Source organism: Bacteroides sp. NSJ-48 (assembly GCF_014287405.1).
In the GTDB taxonomy this organism is placed as follows: Bacteria; Bacteroidota; Bacteroidia; order Bacteroidales; family Bacteroidaceae; genus Bacteroides; species Bacteroides stercoris.
Genome location: NZ_JACOOD010000020.1, coordinates 1 through 23,488, shown reverse-complemented (window position 1 = coordinate 23,488; position 23,488 = coordinate 1). Strand labels below are relative to the sequence as shown.

Annotated in this window: 19 protein-coding genes and 1 pseudogene; 15 read left to right on the top strand and 5 right to left on the bottom strand. The window is 47.7% G+C overall.

Translation table 11 applies throughout. The features are described from left to right. Positions 1-77: 77 nt before the first annotated feature. Complete coding sequence (locus tag H8S52_RS11035; RefSeq protein ID WP_005655632.1) at positions 78-992, bottom strand: cation diffusion facilitator family transporter; 915 nt, start codon at positions 990-992, stop codon at positions 78-80. 158 nt (positions 993-1,150) lie between these two features. Here H8S52_RS11035 and rnr point away from each other — a divergent pair, with 158 nt between their 5' ends. Further along, entirely contained in the window at positions 1,151-3,310 is a 2,160-nt protein-coding gene (gene rnr, locus H8S52_RS11030; protein WP_117941561.1) for a ribonuclease R, read from the top strand. A gap of 43 nt (positions 3,311-3,353) precedes the next feature. Further along, positions 3,354-3,833, top strand: coding sequence for a pyridoxamine 5'-phosphate oxidase family protein (locus tag H8S52_RS11025; protein WP_022104258.1), 480 nt, complete (start codon positions 3,354-3,356; stop codon positions 3,831-3,833). A gap of 126 nt (positions 3,834-3,959) precedes the next feature. Here H8S52_RS11025 and cysK read toward each other — a convergent pair whose 3' ends face one another. Continuing rightward, positions 3,960-4,907, bottom strand: a complete 948-nt coding sequence (cysK, locus tag H8S52_RS11020; protein ID WP_117667057.1) for a cysteine synthase A — start codon at positions 4,905-4,907, stop codon at positions 3,960-3,962. A gap of 158 nt (positions 4,908-5,065) precedes the next feature. Here cysK and H8S52_RS11015 point away from each other — a divergent pair, with 158 nt between their 5' ends. The 11 genes from H8S52_RS11015 to H8S52_RS10965 all read left to right on the top strand — a co-directional run bounded on the left by H8S52_RS11015 (position 5,066) and on the right by H8S52_RS10965 (position 19,522). After that, entirely contained in the window at positions 5,066-5,965 is a 900-nt protein-coding gene (locus H8S52_RS11015; protein WP_005655640.1) for a serine O-acetyltransferase, read from the top strand. A 101-nt stretch (positions 5,966-6,066) separates the two neighbouring features. Further along, positions 6,067-7,512 carry a class I SAM-dependent RNA methyltransferase gene (locus tag H8S52_RS11010; protein ID WP_005655642.1) on the top strand — a complete coding sequence of 482 codons (1,446 nt, stop codon included), beginning with the start codon at positions 6,067-6,069 and terminating at the stop codon, positions 7,510-7,512. 20 nt (positions 7,513-7,532) lie between these two features. Then, entirely contained in the window at positions 7,533-9,725 is a 2,193-nt protein-coding gene (locus H8S52_RS11005) for a S9 family peptidase (RefSeq protein WP_186909826.1), read from the top strand. Positions 9,726-9,769: 44 nt separating this feature from the next. After that, on the top strand, positions 9,770-11,044 hold the full coding sequence (gene purD, locus H8S52_RS11000; RefSeq protein ID WP_186909825.1) for a phosphoribosylamine--glycine ligase: 1,275 nt from the start codon (positions 9,770-9,772) through the stop codon (positions 11,042-11,044). A 6-nt stretch (positions 11,045-11,050) separates the two neighbouring features. Next, positions 11,051-12,046 carry a hypothetical protein gene (locus H8S52_RS10995; RefSeq protein WP_186909824.1) on the top strand — a complete coding sequence of 332 codons (996 nt, stop codon included), beginning with the start codon at positions 11,051-11,053 and terminating at the stop codon, positions 12,044-12,046. After that, positions 12,031-12,510 carry a YqaA family protein gene (locus H8S52_RS10990; protein ID WP_186909823.1) on the top strand — a complete coding sequence of 160 codons (480 nt, stop codon included), beginning with the start codon at positions 12,031-12,033 and terminating at the stop codon, positions 12,508-12,510. Before H8S52_RS10995 ends, H8S52_RS10990 begins: the two co-directional genes overlap by 16 nt. Before the next feature lie 33 nt (positions 12,511-12,543). After that, positions 12,544-13,251: a tRNA (5-methylaminomethyl-2-thiouridine)(34)-methyltransferase MnmD gene (gene mnmD / locus H8S52_RS10985; protein WP_117941563.1), complete on the top strand. Its 708-nt coding sequence runs from the start codon at positions 12,544-12,546 to the stop codon at positions 13,249-13,251. A gap of 71 nt (positions 13,252-13,322) precedes the next feature. Beyond that, complete coding sequence (locus tag H8S52_RS10980) at positions 13,323-14,231, top strand: metal ABC transporter solute-binding protein, Zn/Mn family (protein WP_186909822.1); 909 nt, start codon at positions 13,323-13,325, stop codon at positions 14,229-14,231. A 4-nt stretch (positions 14,232-14,235) separates the two neighbouring features. Then, positions 14,236-14,997: a metal ABC transporter ATP-binding protein gene (locus H8S52_RS10975; RefSeq protein WP_005655658.1), complete on the top strand. Its 762-nt coding sequence runs from the start codon at positions 14,236-14,238 to the stop codon at positions 14,995-14,997. 429 nt (positions 14,998-15,426) lie between these two features. After that, complete coding sequence (locus tag H8S52_RS10970) at positions 15,427-18,792, top strand: DUF2723 domain-containing protein (protein ID WP_186909821.1); 3,366 nt, start codon at positions 15,427-15,429, stop codon at positions 18,790-18,792. 115 nt (positions 18,793-18,907) lie between these two features. After that, positions 18,908-19,522 (top strand): polysaccharide deacetylase family protein, encoded by a 615-nt coding sequence (locus H8S52_RS10965; protein ID WP_117667069.1) that lies wholly within the window; start codon positions 18,908-18,910, stop codon positions 19,520-19,522. 80 nt (positions 19,523-19,602) lie between these two features. Here the strand turns inward: H8S52_RS10965 and H8S52_RS10960 are convergent, their stop codons facing one another. The 3 genes from H8S52_RS10960 to kduI all read right to left on the bottom strand — a co-directional run bounded on the left by H8S52_RS10960 (position 19,603) and on the right by kduI (position 22,658). Further along, complete coding sequence (locus H8S52_RS10960; RefSeq protein ID WP_186909820.1) at positions 19,603-20,835, bottom strand: DUF4861 domain-containing protein; 1,233 nt, start codon at positions 20,833-20,835, stop codon at positions 19,603-19,605. A 143-nt stretch (positions 20,836-20,978) separates the two neighbouring features. Next, positions 20,979-21,782 carry a gluconate 5-dehydrogenase gene (locus H8S52_RS10955; RefSeq protein ID WP_005655668.1) on the bottom strand — a complete coding sequence of 268 codons (804 nt, stop codon included), beginning with the start codon at positions 21,780-21,782 and terminating at the stop codon, positions 20,979-20,981. A 33-nt stretch (positions 21,783-21,815) separates the two neighbouring features. After that, positions 21,816-22,658, bottom strand: a complete 843-nt coding sequence (gene kduI, locus H8S52_RS10950) for a 5-dehydro-4-deoxy-D-glucuronate isomerase (RefSeq protein ID WP_005655670.1) — start codon at positions 22,656-22,658, stop codon at positions 21,816-21,818. A 326-nt stretch (positions 22,659-22,984) separates the two neighbouring features. Here kduI and H8S52_RS10945 point away from each other — a divergent pair, with 326 nt between their 5' ends. Both H8S52_RS10945 and H8S52_RS10940 read left to right on the top strand, forming a co-directional pair. Then, on the top strand, positions 22,985-23,326 hold the full coding sequence (locus H8S52_RS10945) for a hypothetical protein (protein ID WP_151878731.1): 342 nt from the start codon (positions 22,985-22,987) through the stop codon (positions 23,324-23,326). A gap of 58 nt (positions 23,327-23,384) precedes the next feature. Continuing rightward, a pseudogene (locus H8S52_RS10940) lies at positions 23,385-23,488 on the top strand (DDE transposase); the annotation flags it as partial.

The window sequence follows — 23,488 nt, the reverse complement described above, 5'->3', positions numbered from 1 at the left end:
ATGAATTTTATAAATTATGAATTATTTTCTCCCGGTATCCCGTTACTTCACCATTCCGCCCCTACTGTACGGCCTCATCATTTCACCGGCTCTACATGAATACCTACATGAGTGCCTTTACCGAACTGTTCCTTCAAGGTATTCTCAATGGCCGTTGCCGTACGGTGTGCTTCTTCCAGTGTTATTTTTCCATCCATGCGCACATGCACCTCTATCGCGTAATAATTCCCGATACGGCGGGTGCGCAAATGGTGAGGCGAACTTACTCCGGGAAAAGAAAGGATAATCTTCTGAATTTCATTTTCCACATCGGCGGGCAGCGATTTCTCCAGCAACTCATCTACGCAAGGAATCAATAACTTTACGGCCACCTTCATGATGAAGAAACTGACGACAACCGCGGCTATCGGGTCGAGCACCCGCCAATGATTTCCCAAAAGAATAGCCCCGCCGATACCTATGGCAGTTCCTATGGAAGAAAGAGCATCACTGCGATGATGCCACGCATTGGCCACCACTGCCTGAGAATTCAACCTCTTCCCCTTAAACACCGTATAACGATAAAGCGCTTCCTTAAAGGCAACGGACACCAATGCCGCTATCAGTGCCAGCATTCCCGGTTCCTGCAAAGAACCACCGTGAAGAAACCGATAGATAGATGAAGCGCCATTCCAGAAAATCCCAAAACCGACGCCGAGCAATATTATGCCGATAATGGCTGTTGCCAAAGTCTCGTATTTACCATGTCCGTAGTCGTGTCCCTCATCTTCCGGCTTGGAAGAGATACGCACAAAAACAATGACAATGATGTCTGTAACAAAGTCCGATAACGAATGTACGGCATCCGCCAGCATGGCGGCACTATGCCCCATGATGCCCGCAAAGAACTTGAACAGAAGCAGCAGGAAGTTCACTACGCTCCCCACAATCGTTACGCGGTAAATGCCTTTTTCCCTCGCAACCTCTTCCTTATCCATAGATTGTACTTCCATGACGTTTTTCTAAGTTGTTGCAAATATAGTACATAAATCCGTTATGACCGGTCGTTCTCTTATAATTTTCAGTAAGACAGAAAGATTTTGAAGCCGGAGTGAACGAGTGAATACATTTATTTGTTTACTTTGCAAGAAAGATAAAAAGACATCAGATTATGGCTAAGACAAAAAAGGAAAAGAAAGAGAAAAAAGCCGGCAAGCGAATGAAGAAGAAAGAGCTCGTCAAAGCACTATTGGACTTCTTCCACGTAAAACAAGACGAAGTACTGTCCCTGAAATACATTTTCGAACAACTGCATCTCACTACACACCCGCTGAAAATGCTGTGTATGGATATACTGTCCGAACTGTCGGATGACGATTACATCACCGAAGTGGACAAGCATAAATACAAACTGAACAATCATGGTGTGGAGATGACCGGCACTTTCCAACGCAAGAGCAACGGAAAGAACTCATTCATACCCGAAGGAGGCGGCGACCCCATCTTCATTGCCGAACGGAACTCGGCACACGCCATGACGGGCGATAAAGTGCGTATCGCCTTTTATGCCAAACGCCGCGGACGCGAAGCCGAAGGCGAAGTCATCGAGATACTGGAACGCGCCAACGATACCTTCGTAGGAACATTGGAAGTTGCCAAATCATATGCTTTCCTTGTTACGGAAAACCGCACGCTGGCCAATGATATCTTTATCCCCAAAGAGAAACTGAAAGGTGGAAAGACAGGCGACAAGGCCATCGTCAAAGTGGTGGAATGGCCTGACAAGGCAAAGAATCCTATCGGTCAGGTTATCGACATTCTGGGGAAAGCCGGAGATAACACCACCGAGATGCACGCCATCCTGGCCGAATTCGGATTGCCGTATGTTTACCCCGCATCCGTGGAAAAAGCCGCAGACAGGATACCTGCCGAAATTCCCGCAGAAGAATATGCCAAACGTGAGGATTTCCGCAATGTAACCACCTTTACCATAGACCCCAAAGACGCTAAGGACTTTGACGATGCCTTGTCCATCCGCAAACTGAAGGACAATCTTTGGGAAGTGGGCGTACACATTGCCGACGTGACGCACTACGTAACGGAAGGCAGCATCATCGACAAAGAAGCCGAGAAACGCGCCACATCCGTTTACCTCGTAGACCGCACCATCCCGATGCTGCCCGAACGGTTGTGTAACTTCATCTGTTCCCTGCGCCCCGATGAAGAGAAACTGGCCTACTCTGCCATCTTCGAGATGACGGACAAGGGAGAAGTGAAGAACTCGCGCATTGTGCATACGGTTATCAAGTCCGACCGCCGCTTCACCTACGAAGAGGCACAGCAGATTATCGAAACCAAAGAGGGAGACTTTAAGGAAGAAATCCTCAAACTGGACTCGCTTGCCAAGATATTGCGTGAAAAACGGTTTACCGCCGGCGCCATCAACTTCGACCGCTATGAGGTGAAATTTGAGATTGACGAGCAGGGCAAGCCTGTCAGCGTATATTTCAAGGAATCCAAAGACGCCAACAAACTGGTAGAAGAGTTCATGCTACTCGCCAACCGTACTGTGGCGGAAAAAATAGGACGTGTACCCAAAAACAAAAAGCCGAAAGTATTCCCCTATCGTATTCACGACCTTCCGGACCCGGAAAAACTGGATAATCTGGCACAGTTCATCGCCCGCTTCGGCTACAAACTGCGCACCGGCGGAACCAAAACGGATGTATCCAAATCCATCAACCATCTGCTGGATGATATTCAGGGAAAGAAAGAGGAGAACCTTATTGAAACCGTATCCATCCGTGCCATGCAGAAAGCACGCTATTCCGTGCACAACATCGGTCACTACGGATTGGCATTCGATTATTACACCCATTTCACTTCGCCCATCCGACGCTATCCGGACATGCTGGTGCACCGGTTGCTGACCAAATACCTGGATTTAGGCGGACGAAGCGTTTCCGAACAGAAATACGAAGCCCTCTGCGAGCATTCCAGCAGCATGGAACAGATAGCTGCCAATGCGGAACGCGCCTCTATCAAGTACAAACAGGTGGAATACATGACGGAACGCCTGGGACAGACTTACGACGGCGTTATTTCCGGTGTTACCGAATGGGGACTGTACGTTGAGCTGAACGAGAATAAATGTGAAGGAATGATACCTATCCGCGACCTCGATGATGATTACTACGAATTCGACGAAAAGAATTATTGCCTGCGCGGACGACGGAAGAAACGCACATACAGCCTCGGCGACGCTATCACCATCAAGGTGGCACGCGCCAACCTGGAGAAAAAGCAGTTGGACTTTGCACTGGTTGAATAGGCGGAATTATCATTGTCAGTTACAAAAGCTTACCTACACATACATGAAGACAATTACTATTACAGACCGCTCGCAAATAGAAGATATCATCCGTAAATGCCCTTATTGTACGGTCGGGATTATCGACGGAGAGGGTAATCCGTATGTAATACCTATGAACTTTGCCTGGGAAAATGATACTATTTATCTGCATTCGGGCCCCGAAGGAAGTAAAGTAGAAATGGTGGCACGGCATCCGCAGGTCTGCATCACCTTCTGTGAAGGGCACGAACTGGTGTATATGCATAAACAGATAGCTTGCAGTTACAGCATGAAATCCCGCAGCGTTATCTGTAAAGGCAAAGTGCGTTTCATAGAAGATATGGATGAAAAGCGACGGATACTCGACCTGCTTATGAAGCAATATACGGACAATGCATGTAGCTACGCCGAACCGGCTGTACGCAATGTGAAAATATGGGAAGTGAAAGTAGATGAAATAAGCTGCAAATCGTTCGGGCTGAGGCCGAGTGAATTGAAATAATCTCTACAAAAAACTTTGCCCGAAGTTTGATTGCCACTAACCTGCATATTCAAGGTATCCCAGTCCTATACTCAAAGTACTTCAGTCACATAGGTAGTCTCTGTATAGGACTGAGCACATAACTCATCATAAGGGATATTCCTCAAAGGCATACAACAGCGTCGACAAATAGCGTTCTCCCGTATCAGGGAGCAACACTACTATGTTTTTACCCTCATTCTCCGGCAACTGCGCCAACTGGGTTGCAGCACTGACAGCCGCTCCCGAAGAAATCCCCACCAACAGGCCTTCGTATTTCGCCAGTTCCCGCCCGGTACGGATAGCATCATCATTGGACACCTGCAAAATTCCGTCTACCACGGCACTATTATAGTTTTTCGGAACAAAACCTGCACCGATACCCTGAATCTTATGCGGGCCCGGTTTTCCGCCTGACAATACCGGAGAATCTTCCGGTTCTACGGCTACCACTTGTATCCGGGAGTTATGTTTCTTCAAAGCCGCACCCACGCCGCTCACCGTTCCGCCGGTCCCCACACCGGCCACGAATATATCGACCTTCCCGTCCGTATCCTGCCAGATTTCCTGTCCGGTAGTGCGCTCATGAACGGCAGGGTTAGCCCGATTATTAAACTGCTGCAGAATCAGTGAACTGGGAGTGCTTGCCTGCAACTCTTCGGCACGGGCTATAGCACCTTTCATACCGTCTGCACCGGGCGTCAAAACAAGTTCCGCACCAAGGGCTTTCAGCAGATTGCGACGTTCCGTACTCATGGTATCCGGCATAGTCAAAATCAATTTATAGCCTTTGGAAGCTGCCACAAAGGCAAGCCCTACCCCGGTATTCCCACTGGTCGGCTCAATAACCGTTGCACCGGGCTTCAACAGTCCTTTCGTTTCCGCATCTTCTATCATAGCCAGCGCAACACGGTCCTTTACGCTGCCCGCAGGATTAAAGTATTCCAGTTTGACGATGACACGAGCTTTCAAGTTCTTGTTTTTACCATAATTGTTCAACTCCAACAAAGGAGTATTGCCAACTAAATCAGTCAGACGTTGTGCTATTTTTTTCATATCTTACAGTGAATTATTAATAAGACAAAAGTACGGCGGAGTCCGTTCATTCAAAATACCATAAATGTGGTAAATCCATACTATAAATGAGGGATATGTAGGAAAATTGGTGAGTATTTTATACCTTTGTAGCCACTTTATTAATAAAGGATATCATAATGAGTCCACTTAATTTTACTCACATCCTGACACAGGCAGTCGATGAGCTATCGGAAAGCGAATCCTACAAAGGACTGTTTCACCAGCACACGGACGGCAATCCATTGCCTTCAGCTAAGGCATTGTGCGATATTATCGAACTTGCACGTGCCATTATCTTCCCCGGATATTTTGGAAATTCAACGGTCAACAGCCGTACGGTAACTTACCATATCGGAGTCAATGTAGAAAGACTGTTCGACCTGCTGACCGAGCAAATATTGGCAGGACTCTGTTTCGGCAGTGATGACGAATGCAGTTGCTGTACCGAACTTCAACGTGAGGAGGCCGCATCAATTGCCGCCCGGTTCATCAGCCATTTACCTGAACTGCGTCGCATACTGGCTACGGATGTTGAAGCCGCTTACAACGGCGACCCTGCCGCACATTCGTTTGGCGAGGTTATCAGTTGCTATCCGGCCATACGCGCTATCAGCAATTACCGCATAGCACACGAACTGTTGGTACTCGGCGTGCCTCTCATTCCGCGTATCATCACCGAAATGGCCCATAGCGAAACCGGTATCGATATTCATCCGGGAGCTGCCATAGGCGGTTATTTCACGATAGACCACGGTACAGGTGTGGTAATCGGCGAGACTTGTATCATCGGCAAGAACGTAAAACTATACCAGGGTGTAACCCTCGGAGCCAAAAGTTTCCCGCTGGACCAGGACGGTAAACCCATCAAAGGCATACCCCGCCATCCCATACTGGAAGACAATGTCATTGTCTATTCCAATGCCACCATATTAGGGCGTATCACCATCGGAAAAGACGCTACCGTAGGCGGCAACATCTGGGTAACGGAAGATGTGCCCGCAGGCGCAAGAATAGTACAAACCAAAGCAAAAAAGTAAGAGATTTTATGATTTCAGAATTATAATCCATACCATATGCGTAATAGTAAAAATGAAATCATACCGGAATAAATCATAAATTATAAATCATAAATAAGTAGATGAGCGAACAATCATTCGAAATGATTGCCAAAACTTTCCAGGGACTGGAAGAAACATTGGCACAGGAACTGACCTCTTTGGGTGCAGACGAGATACAGATAGGACGTCGTATGGTATCATTCCGCGGCGACAAGGAAATGATGTACAAGGCGAATTTCTGCCTGCGGACTGCTATCCGCATCCTGAAACCTATCAAACAGTTTGTAGCGAAAAATGCCGATGAGGTGTATGAACAGATCAAGGCAATCCACTGGGAAGATTATCTGGATATAGATAAAACTTTCGCCGTAGACGCAGTTGTGTTCAGCGAGGAATTCCGCCATTCCAAATTTGTTTCCTACAAAGTGAAGGATGCCATTGTGGACTATTTCCGGGATGCATACGACAAACGCCCGTCTGTACGCATCAGCAAGCCGGATGTATTATTGAACATTCACATTGCAGAAACCAAATGCACTCTTTCTCTCGATTCATCCGGCGAGTCTCTGCACCGCCGCGGTTATCGTCAGGAAGCCGTGGAAGCTCCTCTGAATGAGGTTTTGGCAGCCGGCATGATATTAATGAGCGGTTGGCATGGAGAATGTGACCTGATAGACCCGATGTGCGGCTCGGGAACAATCCCCATCGAAGCTGCCTTGATAGCCAGGAATATCGCACCGGGCGTATTCCGTAAGGAGTTTGCTTTTGAAAAATGGATTGATTTCGACCAGGAGCTGTTCGATAAAATTTATAACGATGACAGCCAGGAACGTGAATTCGCTCATAAGATATACGGATACGACAACAACCCGAAAGCCAACGAAATTGCAACCCATAACATCAAGGCAGCAGGCGTATCCAAAGACGTAACGCTGAAGTTGCAACCTTTCCAACAGTTTGAGCAACCTAAGGAAAAGGCTGTTATCATTACCAACCCGCCTTATGGAGAGCGTATATCTACCAACGACCTGCTGGGCTTATACTCCATGATTGGCGAACGGCTGAAACACGCGTTTACAGGCAACACCGCGTGGATACTTTCTTATCGTGAAGAATGCTTCGATCAAATCGGATTGAAACCTACTGCCAAGATACCTCTGTTCAACGGCGCTTTGGAATGTGAGTTCCGTAAATACGAAATCTTCGACGGAAAATACAAAGAATTCAAAAAGCAGGAAAGCGAAGAGGGTAATAAAGAGTACAGACCTTACGCTGCAAGAGAAAAAAGAGAATTCAAGACCGGAGAAAGAAGAGAGTTTAAATCCGGAGAGAAAAGGGAATTCAAGCCGAGAGAGAGAAGAGAATTCAAATCGGATGATAAACGGGAGTTCAAGCCTCGTGAATACAGAAAACCGGCAGACGGAGAATGGAAACCGAAGCGAGAATTTGACAGAGAGCGAGAATTTAATAAAGAACGTAAACCGGGAGAGTTTCGGAAACGGAACAACGAACGGAATAACGACTGAAACCGTTAAAATTAAAAGCTATGAACATAAAGAGAATCGGTAAGGCAATCATGGTATTGCTACTGGCAACACCTGCTTTATCTTCAATGGAGCTTATGGCACAAAACTTGAAAATGCCCACTCTGGAAGACCTTCTTCCCGGTGGCGCAACCTATCGTATCGCTGAGAACCTGCCGGGTTTGCAGTGGTGGGGTGACGTATGTATAAAACCCGGCATCGACTCTTTGTTTGCCGTCAATCCCAAAAACGGGAAGGAGACATTGCTCACGACCCGGGAAAAGGTAAATAAAGTACTCAACTCACTGATAACTCCTACGGAAACAACCGTAACACCCGGCCATAAGGGAAATAAAGTACAGCATTTCTACAATACCGAGTTTCCATGGCCGAACAAACCGTATATGCTTATCAAATTGCCTGCGAGATACATCGTTTATGATTTCGAGAAAGATGAATTCGTCAAAGGTCTGCCGCAGGCCGGAGAAAGAAACGGTGCAAACATTGATTATACCCCGGAAGGCGGACACATAGCCTATACCGTTAAGAATAACCTCTTCGTGGACAACAAAGCCGTAACCGAAGAACCCGAAGGAATTGTATGCGGGCAGAGCGTACACCGCAATGAATTCGGAATCGGCAAGGGCACCTTCTGGAGTCCTCAAGGAAACCTGCTGGCCTTTTACTGCATGAACGAAAGCATGGTAACTCCCTATCCGCTGGTGGATATTACTCCCAGAATAGCACTGGTGGACAAGATACGTTATCCGATGGCAGGGATGCTCAGCCATCAGGTAACCGTAGGTATCTATAATCCGGACACTCAAAAAACCGTTTACTTGAATACCGGCGATCCTACCAACCGTTATTTCACCAATATCAGTTGGGCACCCGACGGAAAGAGTCTTTATCTCATAGAGCTGAACCGTGACCAGAATCATGCAAAACTTTGCCGATACAGCAGCGAGACCGGCGAACTGATGTCCACGCTTATCGAAGAAACGCATCCCAAATATGTGGAGCCTCAACAACCCATCCTGTTCCTGCCTTGGGATCATACTCAATTTATCTACCAGAGCCAGAAAGACGGCTACAACCACCTGTATCTCTACAATACGGACGGCAAGCTCATCAAGCAACTGACAAAAGGGGAGTGGCTGGTACAGAACATTTTAGGATTCAATGCCAGAAAGAAAGAAGTTATCATCGCTTCTACGGAAGTATCTCCTTTACAAAGTAACCTGTACAAGGTCAATATCAATACCGGCAAACGTACTCCATTGGACAACAGCAAGGGAGTACACAACGGGATACTTTCCGCTTCGGGCAATTATATTATCGACCGGTATTCAACTCCGGATACTCCCCGCAAAATAGAGATAACCAATACCCAAAACAAGAAAAGCGTCTCTTTGCTCACTGCGAAGAATCCTTATGAAGGCTTTATCATGCCTGCCATAGAAACCGGTACAATAAAGGCTGCCGACGGCAAGACCGACTTATATTACCGCCTTGTAAAGCCCGCCGACTTCGACCCGAATAAGAAATATCCTGCAATCGTCTATGTATATGGCGGTCCTCATGCCCAGATGATTACCAACGGCTGGATGAATGACGCACGCGGCTGGGACATCTATATGGCCAATAAGGGTTATATCATGTTCACGCTCGACAACCGCGGTAGCAGTAACCGGGGGCTGGAGTTCGAAAACGTCACCTTCAGACACTTAGGTATTGAAGAGGGCAAAGACCAGGTAAAAGGAGTGGACTACCTGAAAAGCCTGCCTTACATAGACAGCAACCGCATCGGCGTTCACGGCTGGAGTTTCGGCGGACACATGACTACCGCACTCATGCTGCGCTATCCGGAGATTTTCAAAGTAGGCGTGGCCGGCGGACCGGTCATCGACTGGAAATATTATGAGATAATGTATGGCGAGCGCTATATGGACACCCCGCAGACAAACCCCGAAGGTTATGAACAGTGCGACTTGAAGAACCTCGCAGGGCAACTGAAAGGACATCTGCTCATTATCCACGATGACCACGACGACACTTGCGTACCCCAGCATACGCTTTCTTTCATGAAGGCATGCGTGGATGCACGCACCTATCCCGATCTGTTTATCTATCCCGGACATAAACACAACGTTTTGGGACGCGACCGCGTACATCTGCACGAAAAGATAACCCGATATTTCGAGGATTATTTATAAACCGGACACATTTTCAACAGTAAACAATTAAACGTATCCATAAAATGAAAGTATTATTGCTTGGCTCAGGTGGCCGTGAACACGCTTTGGCTTGGAAAATTGCACAAAGCCCCAAAATAGAGAAACTGTATATCGCTCCCGGTAATGCGGGAACAAGCGCAGTGGGCGAAAACGTAGCCATCAAAGCTACGGACTTCCCCACCCTCAAGGTTTTTGCCCTTGAACATAAGATTGACATGATTGTAGTGGGTCCCGAAGACCCGTTGGTACAAGGTATTTTCGACTTCTTCAAAGAGGATGCCGCTACACGGCACATTGCCGTCATCGGTCCTTCTGCAAAAGGTGCGCAATTGGAAGGCAGCAAAGAATTTGCCAAGGAATTCATGCTGCGCCATCACATCCCTACCGCCCGCTATAAAAGCGTGACTGCTGCAACACTCGAAGAAGGACTTGCTTTTCTCGAAACGCTCACCGCTCCCTACGTTCTGAAAGCCGATGGCCTGTGCGCCGGTAAAGGCGTGCTGATTCTTCCGACTCTGGAAGAAGCCCGGAAAGAGCTGAAGGAGATGCTCAGCGGTATGTTCGGCGATGCCAGTGCAACAGTGGTTATCGAAGAATTCCTCAGCGGGATAGAGTGCTCGGTATTTGTCCTGAGCGATGGTGAGCACTATAAGGTACTGCCTGTAGCCAAAGACTATAAACGTATCGGAGAAGGTGATAAGGGATTGAACACCGGCGGTATGGGTAGCGTAACACCCGTTCCGTTTGCCGATGAGGTATTTATGGAAAAGGTGCGCAAACGCATCATAGAGCCTACCATCAACGGGCTGCGCGAAGAAGGCATTCTGTACAAAGGTTTCATTTTCCTGGGACTTATCAATGTACAGAACGAGCCTATGGTTATCGAATACAATGTACGTATGGGCGACCCGGAAACCGAAAGTGTCATGTTGCGCATCAAGAGCGACATTGTAGAGCTTTTCGAAGGCGTGCACAAGGTAAACCTCGATACCAAGGCAATGGAACTCGACCCGCGCACGGCTGCCTGCGTAATGCTGGTCAGCGGCGGGTATCCCGAAACGTATCAGAAAGGCTATCCCATGAGCGGCTTTGATTTGGCAGCAACCACGGACAGCATTCTGTTCCATGCCGGTACCGCCGTAAAAGACGGGCATATCGTCACCAACGGCGGACGCGTCATAGCTGTCTGCTCCTATGGAGAGACAAAAGAAGAGGCTTTGAAAAAGAGTTATAAAGTGGCCGACATGTTAAGTTTTGAAGGCAAATACTTCCGTCGCGATATCGGATTCGACCTTTAACAGTCAATGAGAAGCCAAAGATTCCAAAATCGGGTTACGGCGGGACGATTTACGCTTCCCGCCGCCATCCTTATATCAGTAGCCTGCTGGATACTGAGCGCTATTCTGTTGCCCGATTTGGAGATACGGAAAGGCAATTACCCCCTATGGGACATATTCTATAGCTCATGTATCCCAACGTGGGGCACTCGTCTTTTCAGCTTCATCCTGTACTCCGTCATAGGATATTTTCTTATCGGGCTGAACAACGCCTTTGCCATCATCCGCATGCGGGCCTCAGTACAGACAGCCATTTATTTCCTGCTGATTTCCGTCTGCCCTACCATGCACATACTGTATGCAGGAGATTTGGTAGCGGTCACTTTTCTCATTGCTCTGTATTTCCTGTTCAAGAGCTATCAGCAATCCAAGCCTGCAAGCTATCTGTTTCACACATTCGTATTTATAGGAATGGGGAGTCTGCTTTTTCCGCAACTGATATTCTTTGTTCCTGTATTTTGGATAGGCGCGTATAGCTTCCAGTCCCTGCATCCCAAGAGTTTTTTCGCTTCGCTTATTGGCTGGAGCGTACCTTATTGGTTTCTATTGGGCTATGCCTATCTATCCGGACACATGGATTTATTCTACCAGCCATTCCTGGAACTGGTGAATTTCCGCTCTATCCTATTTGGTTTCCGGCCTTGGGAATTGGCGACAATCGGGTATATACTCCTTTTATATATGGTCAGTTCAAGCCATTGTTTAGTAGCCGGATATGAGGACAAGATACGTACGCGCAGCTATCTGCACTTCCTGATATTCCTGAACTTCTGTATTTTCATCTATATAGGACTGCAACCCGCTCTGTATCCCCATCTGTTCTCTCTGCTACTAATCGGCACCAGTATTTTGATAGGACACTTATTCGTACTGACCAACAGCCGGAGTTCCAACCTGTTCTTCATCATTATGCTGGTCGGATTATTTACTTTATTCGGATTCAATTTATGGACGCTTTTATAGATACACTCATACAACTCCTGATAGACTGGGGATATGCAGGGCTCTTTATCTCGGCCTTATTGGCGGGAAGCATCATTCCGTTCAGTTCCGAGCTGGTGATGCTGGCACTCGTCAAAGTAGGCTTGAACCCTGCCATCTGTGTTCTTGCCGCCACACTGGGAAACACAATGGGCGGTATGACCTGCTATTACATGGGGCATCTCGGCAAGGCAGACTGGATAGAAAAATATTTCAAAGTGAAGCAAGAAAAAATAGACAAAATGCAGCGTTTCCTGCAAGGTAAAGGAGCGCTCATGGCTTTCTTTGCCTTTCTGCCCTTTATAGGAGAAGCCATTGCCATAGCACTGGGATTTATGCGCAGCAACGTAATGCTGACTTCCCTTTCCATGTTTACAGGAAAACTGATACGGTACATCGTTATGTTATCGGCTCTTCAAGGCGCTTTGTCGGTGATGAGTGTTTAGCGGTTGGTAATTAATATTTAGTGATTAGCGGGTATGGAACGGATTATAGAACAGACGGAAGACGGAAGCACCACATTGTTTGTGCCGGAGTTGAATGAGCATTATCACTCGGTAAAAGGGGCGCGCACAGAATCGCAACATATTTTCATCGACATGGGACTGAAAGCCTCCGCCGCTACCTTGCCGCATATCCTTGAAATAGGCTTCGGCACGGGGTTGAACGCTCTGCTCACACTGGAAACAGCCGGACTGGAGCAAAGGCCGGTTCACTATACCGGCATCGAACTTTATCCTCTGTCATGGGAAGAGGTGGATGTTTTACATTATAGCGACAATCCCCTGTTTAAGGAATTACACACGGCACCCTGGCACAAAGACGTGAACATTACACCGTACTTCACGTTACACAAGATACAAGGAGACGTAAATAAAGTGATGAGCGACAAGCAGTCAGCGATGAATGACAGATTACCTGTTCATCACTCATCGCTAACCACTAATCACTATTTCGACCTTGTTTATTTCGATGCCTTTGCTCCCGAAAAACAGCCGGAAATGTGGAGCGAAGAGCTTTTCCGGCACATATATGCCGCCATGAACAACAACGGCATACTGACCACATATTGTGCAAAAGGCGTTATCCGCAGGCTTTTGCAAGCCATCGGATTTAGGGTAGAGCGTCTTCCCGGTCCGCCGGGTGGCAAACGCGAAATACTGCGGGCATCCAAAACAAAGGAATGAGCCATACACAAAAAACAAACAAAGTAACGGCCCCACAGAGCCACATATACAAAAAACCATAGATAGAATAAATGAAAAAGATATACTTTCTACTACTTGCAACGATACTGATAGCTTCCTGCAAACCCGGAAGCAAAACCAACAAAAGGAGCGAAGGAAAACCGGTTATCACCGTTACCCTCGAGCCTCTGCGGTACTTCACCGAAGCCATTGCCGGCGACCGCTTTACGGTAGTCAGCATGGTTCCCAAGGGCACAAGTCCGGAAACCTATGACCCTACGCCTCAACAGCTCGTAGAGCTTGCACGCAGTAAGGCTTACTTCCGCATCGGCTATATCGGTTTCGAGCAGACTTGGACTGACAAGCTGACAGACAACGCTCCTCACCTGCAATTCTTCGATATGTCGCAAGGTGTGGATCTGATTTATGACGACACGCATGTTCATCATCACGCAACCAACAAAGAAGAACACCAACACGCCATCGGCGTGGAGCCCCATATATGGAACTCGGCCGTCAACGCCCAAATCATCGCAGGCAATATCTTAAACGCCCTACGTAATATCGACAAAGGCAACGAAGATTTTTATCTGGAACGCTATAATACTCTTTGCCGGAAGATAGAACATACCGACAGCCTCATACGGCAAACGCTGGCGACCCCCGGCGCAGACCATGCCTTTATGATTTACCACCCGGCACTCTCTTATTTCGCCCGCGACTACGGATTGCATCAGATTCCCATCGAAGCCGGTGGCAAAGAACCGTCTCCTGCACATCTGAAAGCCTTGATTGATACCTGCAACAGCGAAAATGTACATGTCATCTTCGTACAGCCGGAATTTGACCGCCGCAATGCCAAACTCATCGCCCAACAAACCGGAACCCGGGTCGTTGACATCAATCCCTTATCTTACGATTGGGAAACGGAAATGCTGAATATAGCCCAAGCGCTGAACCCAATGAAGAACCAAGAATGAAGCAATGAAACCTATTATTGAAATCAAAAACCTCAATGCCGGATACGACGGCCGTACAGTACTTCGCGATGTAAACCTCACCGTTTACGACCGGGATTTTCTGGGTATCATCGGTCCGAACGGAGGTGGCAAGACCACTCTTATCAAATGTATTTTAGGATTGCTCAAACCGCTTTCCGGTGAAATATCTTTCACCTCTTCCCGCACGGCAGGCAACTTACAGCTCACCATGGGCTATCTGCCTCAATACAACAGTATAGACCGCAAGTTTCCTATCACCGTCGAAGAGGTGATTCTGTCAGGGCTCAGCAGCAAGAAGTCACTTATTTCGCGTTTTACGAAAGAACATAAAGAAAAGGCACATCAAGTCATTGTACGCATGGGACTGGAAGGACTGGAAGAACGGGCTATCGGTGCATTGAGCGGCGGACAGCTTCAACGCGCCTTGCTGGGACGCGCCATTATTTCCGATCCCGAAGTGGTAATCCTCGATGAACCCAGTACCTATATCGACAAGCGATTTGAAGCACGCCTATACCAATTGTTAGCCGAAATCAACAAAGATTGCGCCATCATACTCGTCAGCCACGACATAGGTACGGTATTGCAGCAGGTGAAATCCATTGCCTGTGTCAACGAAACACTGGACTACCACCCCGATACCGGCATTACCGGCGAATGGCTGGAACGCAATTTCAACTGCCCCATAGAACTGCTGGGACATGGAACATTGCCGCACCGGGTATTGGGGGAACATCATCATTAACGGTTACACTCCATAATTGATTTTGCCCTATTTCCTCTCTGACTGTATTTCTCTCATATTGGACACGAAAGCCAGTAATGATATTCTCCCTTAACAGTTTAGCTTCCTCAGCGGTCTTGCATAGTTTACACCCGACAAAGATTTAGCAGTAGAAAGTCCGGGAGTTTTCAGACAAAAGACGAGGCATTTTCTTCAAAAGGCCAGGAGTTTTGCACGAAAAGTCCGGGAGTTTTACCCCGAAAGTCCCGGTCTTTTGCGCGGAAAGCTCAGGAGTTTTGAGCAGCCTCTCCCTTTTTCTATAAAATTCCCCCTATATCTCTAAACCAATCCTAATAATCCGCCTTATTGTCACTTATTTAGAACTGAAATCATTATCTTTGCGCCCATATATGCCGAAATTAAAATAAAACCATAACGAATTTCATCCGAATGAAACAGTACAAAACCGTAAACAACCTGATGGGTTGGATTACCTTTATCATTGCAGCAACGGTTTATTGCATGACCATTGAGCCGACTGCAAGTTTTTGGGACTGCCCGGAGTTCATCACTACCGGTTATAAGCTGGAAGTAGGCCACCCGCCCGGCGCACCCTTTTTCATGTTAGTGGCCAACCTTTTCTCACAATTCGCTTCCGACCCGAGCACCGTTGCCAAAATGGTAAACTATATGAGTGCGCTGATGAGTGCCGCCTGTATCCTGTTCCTGTTCTGGAGCATCACACACCTGGTACGCAAACTGGTGGTAAGCGATGAAAACAACATCACCAAAGGGCAACTGATTACTGTCATGGGCAGCGGCCTGGTAGGTGCATTGGCATACACATTCAGTGATACGTTCTGGTTCAGCGCTGTAGAGGGCGAGGTATACGCCTTCTCCTCACTGTTCACGGCAGTAGTATTCTGGCTGATACTGAAGTGGGAAGATGTGGCGGACGAACCGCATTCCGACCGCTGGCTGATTCTTATCGCCTATCTCACCGGATTGAGTATCGGTGTTCACTTGCTGAACCTGCTCTGTCTTCCGGCTATCGTGCTGGTATACTACTATAAGAAAGTGCCCAATGCCAACGCAAAAGGTTCGCTGTTAGCACTTCTCGCATCTATGGTGCTGGTAGCGGTTGTGCTGTACGGCATTGTTCCGGGCATCGTAAAAGTGGGCGGCTGGTTCGAGCTGTTCTTTGTCAACACGCTCGGGATGTCTTTCAACAGCGGTGTCATCGTATATATCATCTTGCTGGCGGCTTGCCTCATCTGGGGTGTATACGAAAGCTACAATGAAAAGAGCAAGTCGCGTATGGCGCTCTCGTTCATACTGACCATAGCCATGCTGGGTATTCCCTTCTACGGGCACGGAACCGGCTCCGTTGTTATCGGCATCATTGTCATCGCTCTGCTGTGGCTCTATCTCAAACCGGGCACGCAGGAGAAGATTAAGGAGAGATACCGCGTATCGGCACGCACACTGAACACATCACTGCTGTGTACCATGATGATTGTCATCGGATATTCATCCTACGCGCTTATCGTAATCCGCTCCACCGCCAATACGCCGATGGACCAGAATTCTCCGGAAGACATCTTCACACTGGGCGAATACCTGGGACGCGAACAGTACGGTACACGCCCGCTGTTCTACGGTCCGGCTTACTCCTCACAGGTAGCTCTGGACGTAAAAGACGGATATTGCGAACCGCGCATCTCCTACAACGGAACCAAATACATCCGTAAGGAAAAGGCCACTGACGACGAGAAAGACAGCTACATCGAAATTCCCGGACGCATCGAATACGAGTATGCGCAGAATATGCTCTTCCCTCGTATGTACAGCAGCGCTCATGCCAACCAATATCAGGCATGGCAGGACATCAAGGGATATGACGTACCCTACGACAAATGCGGCGAAATGATTATGGTGACTATGCCTACGCAGTGGGAAAACATCAAGTTCTTCTTCTCCTACCAGCTCAACTGGATGTACTGGCGCTATTTCATGTGGAACTTCGCCGGACGCCAGAACGACTTGCAGGGTAGCGGAGAAATAGAACACGGCAACTGGATTACCGGCATCAAGTTCATCGACAATATGCTGGTAGGCAATCAGGACTTGCTGCCGAAAGAACTGAAAGAGAACAAAGGGCATAACGTATTCTACTGCCTGCCGTTGCTGCTCGGCATCATCGGCCTGTTGTGGCAGGCCTACCGCGGACAGAAGGGTATCCAGCAGTTCTGGGTAGTGTTCTTCCTCTTCTTCATGACCGGTATAGCGATTGTGCTCTACCTGAACCAGACACCCAGCCAGCCGCGCGAACGCGACTATGCATACGCAGGTTCGTTCTATGCTTTCGCCATCTGGATTGGTATGGGCGTGGCAGGCATTATCCGCCTGTTGCAGCATTATGCCAAGATGAAGGAACTTCCGGCTGCCGCTATCGTTTCAGTGGCCTGCCTTTTTGTTCCCATACAGATGGCAAGCCAGACGTGGGACGACCATGACCGCAGCGGCCGTTATGTGGCACGCGATTTCGGGCAGAACTACCTGATGTCATTGCAGGAAACGGGTAATCCGATTATATACACCAACGGCGATAACGATACCTTCCCCTTGTGGTACAACCAAGAGACGGAAGGCTTCCGTACCGACGCCCGTACCTGCAACCTCAGCTACCTGCAGACCGACTGGTACATCGACCAGATGAAGCGTCCCGCCTACGACTCTCCCTCCCTGCCTATCACGTGGGACCGTATGGAGTATGTAGAAGGTACTAACGAATATGTTCCGGTACGTCCCGAATATAAGAAGAGCATCAATGCCCTGTATGCCGAAGCAGAGAAACAGGCCCTGAGCGGCAACACCGAAGCACTGGTAAACGTGAAGAAAGAATTCGGCGAGAATCCTTACGAACTCAAGAACATACTGAAATACTGGATACGCAGCAAGAACGAGGACCTGAAGGTAATTCCTACCGACAGCATCGTGATGAAAGTGGATAAGGAAGCCGTACGCCGCAGCGGAATGATGATACCGGGCGATTCCATCCCCGACTACATGCACATCTCGCTGAAAGGCAAACGCGCCCTCTACAAGAGTGAGCTGATGATGCTCGAAATGCTGGCGGAAGCCAATTGGGAGCGTCCTATCTACATCGCAGTCAGCGTAGGGCCGGAGAACCAACTGAACATGGGTAACCACTTCATTCAGGAGGGTCTCACCTACCGTTTCACTCCGTTCGATACCGACAAGCTGGGTGTGAAAATCGACAGCGAAAAGATGTACGACAACCTGATGCACAAGTTCAAGTTCGGCGGCATCGACAAACCGGGTATCTACATTGATGAGAATGCCATGCGCATGTGTCACTCGCATCGCCGTATCTTCTCCCAGCTTGCACAGCAGTTGATACGCGAAGGCAAGAAGGATAAGGCTAAAGCCTCACTGGACTATGCCGAGAAGATGATTCCCGCCTTCAACGTGCCATACGACTGGCAGAACGGCGCCGTACAGATGGCCGAAGCATACTACCAGTTGGGCGATTCTACAAAAGCCGACGACATGATGAAAGCCCTTGCCGACAAAGCCGTGGAATACCTCACCTGGTATCTGAGCATGGACGACAACCGCTTCTCCATCTCTACCCGTGAATTTGAATATCACTGGGCAGTGCTCGATGCTGAAGTGAAGATTATGAAGAAATACAATTCCAAACTGGCGGAAATCTACGCTCCGAAGGTAGAAGAGTTGTACAATTTGTATGCGGAAAGATACGAAAGATTACAAAAAATGGAAAAAAAATAATGCCGGTACACGGTAACGAATGAGCGGATTACCGCAGGTACATCCTGCCGGTAAACCTGCCCATTCGCCACCGGATGCCCGGCATCAGTCAATAACCGTTAACCACCGATTAACCGTGTTTATAGAACAGCCACCCGAGTTTGTTCGTAAGTTATATCCCAGCGCCGTATGGCGAATGGACCCGGACGAGAGAGCCGTCTATCTGACTTTCGATGACGGGCCTATCCCCGAAGTTACTCCGTGGGTACTCGACTTGCTTGACAAATACGACATAAAAGCCACCTTCTTTATGGTAGGTGACAATATCCGTAAGCACCCTGATGAGTTTCAAATGGTTGTGGAGCGGGGACACCGCATCGGTAACCATACCTTTAACCATCTCAGAGGATTTGAATACAACTTCAAAGATTATCTGGCAAATGCCGAGAAAGCCAACGAGGTAATGAAAACAGACCTGTTCCGCCCTCCGCACGGCCACATGGGATGGACGCAGTACATGATACTGAAACGCCGTTATAAGATAATAATGTGGGATTTGGTAACCCGTGACTACAGTAAGAAACTTCGCGGACCACAGGTGCTTGCCAATGTAATGAGATACGCCCGCAACGGCTCCATCATCACATTTCACGATTCCTTAAAGTCCTGGAACAACGGCAACCTGCAATATGCACTGCCACGGGCAATAGAATTTCTGAAAGAAGAAGGATACGAGTTCAGACTGTTATAGAATTATAGAGTTATAAAGTTGAGAGTTGAAAGTTTTCATGCAGCACAATTGCGCAGCCTGACTTTCAACTCTCAATGTTTTTAGTTTACTTTTACCGTCAGCGGATTACGCACTTTTTGGGCGAAATCAGCCATATACCGGTTCCAGGCATCGGCAGTCTTGATATCTGCCTTATCCCATGCAAATCCCCAATAATATACATATTCCGAACCCGGTTCGTAGTCGCTTACAGCAAGCACATGACCGTCGGCATTGTTGCGTTCTTTCTTCTCCTTTTCAGAGAAAAGCACGGTTTTCGCATCTTTGACAACAGCGGGAACCGCAGCACCCATAAAGATTTTACCGTTATCGGGACCGGTCGTAGGGTCTACATAAGTAATGTAACCGTTAGCAGCATCGGCAACGACTGCTCCATCGGGTTCATGCAATACGATGCCTGCAACGATAGGCAATGTTTCTTTCAGATTGCTGTACGATACGGCAGTCTTGTTCAAATGTGAGCCTGCATCAAGTGTAATCAGACGCGTTTCTACCACGGTCGAATCTCCCTTTACAGTCAGCGGAGTAAACTCCAGCTTCACCGTAAAGCGTAACGGGCCGTTATCCAAAATCTCCTGGTTCTTATAGCACCACGGATAGATAATCGTATCGTTTACCATCAGCGCGGCTACACCGGCTCCCAATGTAGGGCCTACTGCATAGCAGTCCATCCCGTAACCGTGGTCGATGTGGTAAGAACGCTCGCGGCTTAACTCGGCAGCAGCCTTCGGATCGGTCTTTTTCAGTTCGGCAATCTTGGCAAGCGTTTCCTTGTTCAGTTCTTTGGCGTACATGGCCTCCAGCATCGGTTCGGTAGTGTTATACTTCGTAAACAGGTCATAACCGAAACCACGCTCTTCTTTAGCCTGCAAAGCAGGACCGTAAGCGCGGAAAGCCACCAAATCATTCTCCCAAGCCATATCATCCATACGTTCGGGATAGCATCTGCCGCAGGCCTTTACATCAAAAGCCTCAGGCGTACCGGTCTGTATGGTGTACGTAGCGGTGCCGCCAGCAGCTATCGCAGCCGGGAATATAACCTTGCCGTCGTACGTAATCTGATAAGGCACTTGCTGCCCGTCGGCATTCAATACTACAATCTGTGCCGTGTCCGCCAAGCCCAGGCGGTCTGTAACAGTTTCCATAGACACCTCTACCATTTCATTGGAGCGCTCCATGGCCAACGGATTGGTTACCGTAACGGTCACCGTCCTGCTGTCGTTGCAAGCGAAGCAAAACAAGGCCGTCATACCTAATAAAAGAAGTTTCTTCATAGTGAATAAATAATGTGATAAAGTGGTAATGTAACAGGATGGTAATGCAATAATGCAGCAGGTGATAAAGCAACCTTATTATAAAAAATAAGGCGGTAAAGCAATATCCTCTATCACTTACCGCCTCACTACCTTATTACCTGTTATTTCGGTTGTTTTCCGATGTAAGCCAAGATACCGCCGTCAACGTACAGAATATGTCCGTTCACTGCGTTGGAAGCCTCAGATGCCAAGAACACAGCAGGACCTGTGAGTTCTTGCGGATCCAACCAACGACCGGCCGGAGTCTTAGCGCAAATGAATGAATCGAACGGGTGACGGCTGCCGTCAGCTTGTTTTTCACGCAACGGAGCAGTCTGCGGAGTAGCGATGTAACCCGGGCCGATACCATTACATTGGATGTTGTATCCACCGTATTCGGAGCAGATGTTACGAGTCAGCATCTTCAAACCACCCTTAGCGGCAGCGTATGCAGATACAGTCTCACGACCCAGTTCGGACATCATGGAGCAGATGTTGATGATCTTACCGTGACCCTTCTTCATCATTGCAGGCAGAACAGCCTTAGAAACGATGAACGGAGCATTCAGGTCGATATCGATAACGCGACGGAAATCGGCAGCTTCCATTTCGTGCATAGGGATACGGCGGATGATACCTGCGTTGTTAACCAGAATATCAACAGAGCCCACTTCTTTTTCGATAGTAGCCACCATAGCCTGAACAGCCGGTTCATCGGTTACGTCGCATACATAACCATGTGCCTTGATACCCTTTTCGGCATAAGCAGCCATACCTTTGTCTACCAGTTCCTGGTTGATGTCGTTGAAACAGATTTTCGCACCTTGTTCTGCAAAAGCCGAAGCAATGGCAAAACCGATACCGTAAGAAGCACCTGTTACGAGGGCTACTTTACCTTCCAGAGAAAAATTCAAATACTGATTCATGATGTTTATTTATTTTAGGTTGAAAAAATAGTGTTATTTCAAATCGGTAATCAAGGAAAAATCCTGGTCGCCGTAATCCAGATTCTCGCCGCCCATACCCCATATAAAGGTATAATTGTGCGTAGCTGCGGCAGAGTGGATAGACCATTCGGGAGAAAGGACAGCCTGGTCGCCCTTCATCCACACATGACGGGTTTCGTCCACCTCGCCCATAAAGTGGCAGATAGCATGGTCTTCCGGAATCTCAAAGTAAAAATAAGCTTCCATACGGCGGCTGTGGACGTGTGCCGGCATTGTATTCCAGACACTGCCCGGGGCAAGTTCCGTCATGCCCATTTGCAATTGACAGGTCGGCAACACCTGATTTACCAGCATCTTGTTGATATTACGGTGGTTGGAGCCTTCCAAAGAACCCATCTCAGCCACTACTGCATCTCTCTTCGTCACTTTCTTGTCGGGATAGTTGCGATGAGCCGTTACGGAATTAAAATAGAACTTGGCCGGATGAGCCTCATCCTTGCTCTCAAAAGTAACTTCACGGTCGCCCGAACCCAGGTAGAGGGCTTCTTTATAATCCATTTCAAACACGGCATCGCCGGCTCTGACCACGCCCGGTCCGCCTACATTGAAAATACCCATCTCGCGGCGGGTCAGGAAATAAGGGGCTTTCAACGGGTCGATAGCCTCCAGTTGCAACACCTCACCCACCGGCATGGCACCACCTACCACCATACGGTCGTACATGGAATATACCATATTCACTTCGTTCGGGGAGAATACTTTCTCTATAAGGAAATCACGACGAATTCTTTTCGTATCATAACTTTTCGCATCTTCCGGATGCGCGGCGTAGCGGATCTCATAGTTCGTTCTCATGATTATATTACCTTTCTTTAATTTTCAAAATTAACAGCCAGCGGTACGTCGTTTACGTACACGATTGCAAATGTAGCAAAAGAAAACGGCAAAACATTGCTTTTTTGTCCTAATTATCTATCAATATTGTACAAAGAAAGGAAAAATCATCAGAAATGTCCTAATATTGAATGAATAAATCAAAAGAAAAAGTAAAAGAGAATCCTATAGTTACAGACCGTGCCATCCGCATGGCAAACCCGTGCCATAGAATAGACAAAGGGTCAATGTAAAAACCTGAGGGGTAAATTTATAAATTGTTATCTTTGTCTCCCAATTCATAGCTTATGGAGTTAAACGGTTATCGCCTTCTTCTTCCTGAAGGCACTTTAGATTACTTTGATCTTGTTGATGTGAAGGAAAGCGTAAATGAAGTTGTGATCTACCTTGAGGAGAAAAATATCGTCCCTGAGAAGTATACAGATCAGGATACTGAGAGTAAAGGCTTTTATGATCCTATTATTGTTCAGGATTTTCCTCTTCGTGGCAAGAAGGTCTTCCTTAATATTCGTCGTCGTCGCTGGCTCTTAAAGAAGCATAATGAGTATATCTCTCGTAACTGGCGTATGGTGGCTGAAGGTACTCGTATGACGCAAGATTTTGCGTCTTTTTTAAAAGAACTATATTGATAGCTATCCGATCAGTTGCAAGCTCTTAGGTGTTTTATATGGGGTTGACGGGGATTTATTGGAGCGTCAATACCGTAACCATCTAAGTGGTTATCTCCATTGGGACCAACTTGTTCATGCAGAGGATTGGCTACTATTCGAAAAGAATATCGGTGCTTATCT

Coding starts and splice junctions, on each gene's coding strand:
- mnmD (WP_117941563.1), top strand. CDS start 12,544: ATGGAACGGATTATAGAACAGACGGAAGACGGAAGCACCACATTGTTT.
- H8S52_RS11005 (WP_186909826.1), top strand. CDS start 7,533: ATGAACATAAAGAGAATCGGTAAGGCAATCATGGTATTGCTACTGGCA.
- H8S52_RS11025 (WP_022104258.1), top strand. CDS start 3,354: ATGAAGACAATTACTATTACAGACCGCTCGCAAATAGAAGATATCATC.
- H8S52_RS10975 (WP_005655658.1), top strand. CDS start 14,236: ATGAAACCTATTATTGAAATCAAAAACCTCAATGCCGGATACGACGGC.
- H8S52_RS11010 (WP_005655642.1), top strand. CDS start 6,067: ATGAGCGAACAATCATTCGAAATGATTGCCAAAACTTTCCAGGGACTG.
- H8S52_RS11035 (WP_005655632.1), bottom strand. CDS start 992: ATGGAAGTACAATCTATGGATAAGGAAGAGGTTGCGAGGGAAAAAGGC.
- rnr (WP_117941561.1), top strand. CDS start 1,151: ATGGCTAAGACAAAAAAGGAAAAGAAAGAGAAAAAAGCCGGCAAGCGA.
- H8S52_RS10970 (WP_186909821.1), top strand. CDS start 15,427: ATGAAACAGTACAAAACCGTAAACAACCTGATGGGTTGGATTACCTTT.
- kduI (WP_005655670.1), bottom strand. CDS start 22,658: ATGAGAACGAACTATGAGATCCGCTACGCCGCGCATCCGGAAGATGCG.
- H8S52_RS10995 (WP_186909824.1), top strand. CDS start 11,051: ATGAGAAGCCAAAGATTCCAAAATCGGGTTACGGCGGGACGATTTACG.
- H8S52_RS11015 (WP_005655640.1), top strand. CDS start 5,066: ATGAGTCCACTTAATTTTACTCACATCCTGACACAGGCAGTCGATGAG.
- purD (WP_186909825.1), top strand. CDS start 9,770: ATGAAAGTATTATTGCTTGGCTCAGGTGGCCGTGAACACGCTTTGGCT.
- H8S52_RS10955 (WP_005655668.1), bottom strand. CDS start 21,782: ATGAATCAGTATTTGAATTTTTCTCTGGAAGGTAAAGTAGCCCTCGTA.
- H8S52_RS10945 (WP_151878731.1), top strand. CDS start 22,985: ATGGAGTTAAACGGTTATCGCCTTCTTCTTCCTGAAGGCACTTTAGAT.
- cysK (WP_117667057.1), bottom strand. CDS start 4,907: ATGAAAAAAATAGCACAACGTCTGACTGATTTAGTTGGCAATACTCCT.
- H8S52_RS10960 (WP_186909820.1), bottom strand. CDS start 20,835: ATGAAGAAACTTCTTTTATTAGGTATGACGGCCTTGTTTTGCTTCGCT.
- H8S52_RS10980 (WP_186909822.1), top strand. CDS start 13,323: ATGAAAAAGATATACTTTCTACTACTTGCAACGATACTGATAGCTTCC.
- H8S52_RS10990 (WP_186909823.1), top strand. CDS start 12,031: ATGGACGCTTTTATAGATACACTCATACAACTCCTGATAGACTGGGGA.